A 514-nucleotide genomic window follows, 5' to 3' on the forward strand; every position below is an offset into this window, starting at 1 on the left:
CGTTGACGGCGAGGTCATGGTGGGGCGAAGCCGACTCGGCAACCATATCCGCAACCCGAGCAACCTGCCCGGGATCGACAACTGGTCCAAGACCCAGGTCGCTCAGCACCGACAGAGCCGCGACAGCGGCCGACATAGCATCCTCGGAGGCCATCTGAATACGGGCAGTGCCGTGGCTACCGGCAGCTTGCCAAGCCTCGGTCTCGCCACTGGACGCCAAGATGATGGCACTACCTCGACGTCGGGCCTCAGCTACCTGGGCCGCACACCGTCCATCGCTATCGAGGGCGACGACAAGATCAAGGGGGCCAACCCACGCTGGCAGCCGCAGGAAAGGCCACGCGACTAGCGGGACGGGACATATCGGCTCAAGGACAGACCGCACTAAACGAGCCTCGGGGCCGACAACGAGTACCCCCCGGGGCTGTCCCCACTCACCGACCGTTCGACGTACCTCGCCGAGATCCGCAGAGTCACGACGAATGCGCGCTCCCGTGCTAGCCAACTGACGCAG

At 65.2% G+C, this 514-nt stretch carries 1 protein-coding gene; it reads left to right on the forward strand.

The window, feature by feature from the left end; genetic code table 11:
• A partial coding sequence (locus tag F8271_RS33690; RefSeq protein WP_225854917.1) for a hypothetical protein occupies positions 1 to 349 on the forward strand: 349 nt, incomplete at its 5' end.
• Positions 350 to 514 lie beyond the last annotated feature (165 nt).

The sequence above is a fragment of the Micromonospora sp. ALFpr18c genome (assembly GCF_008868155.1).
Classification (GTDB): domain Bacteria; phylum Actinomycetota; class Actinomycetes; order Mycobacteriales; family Micromonosporaceae; genus Micromonospora.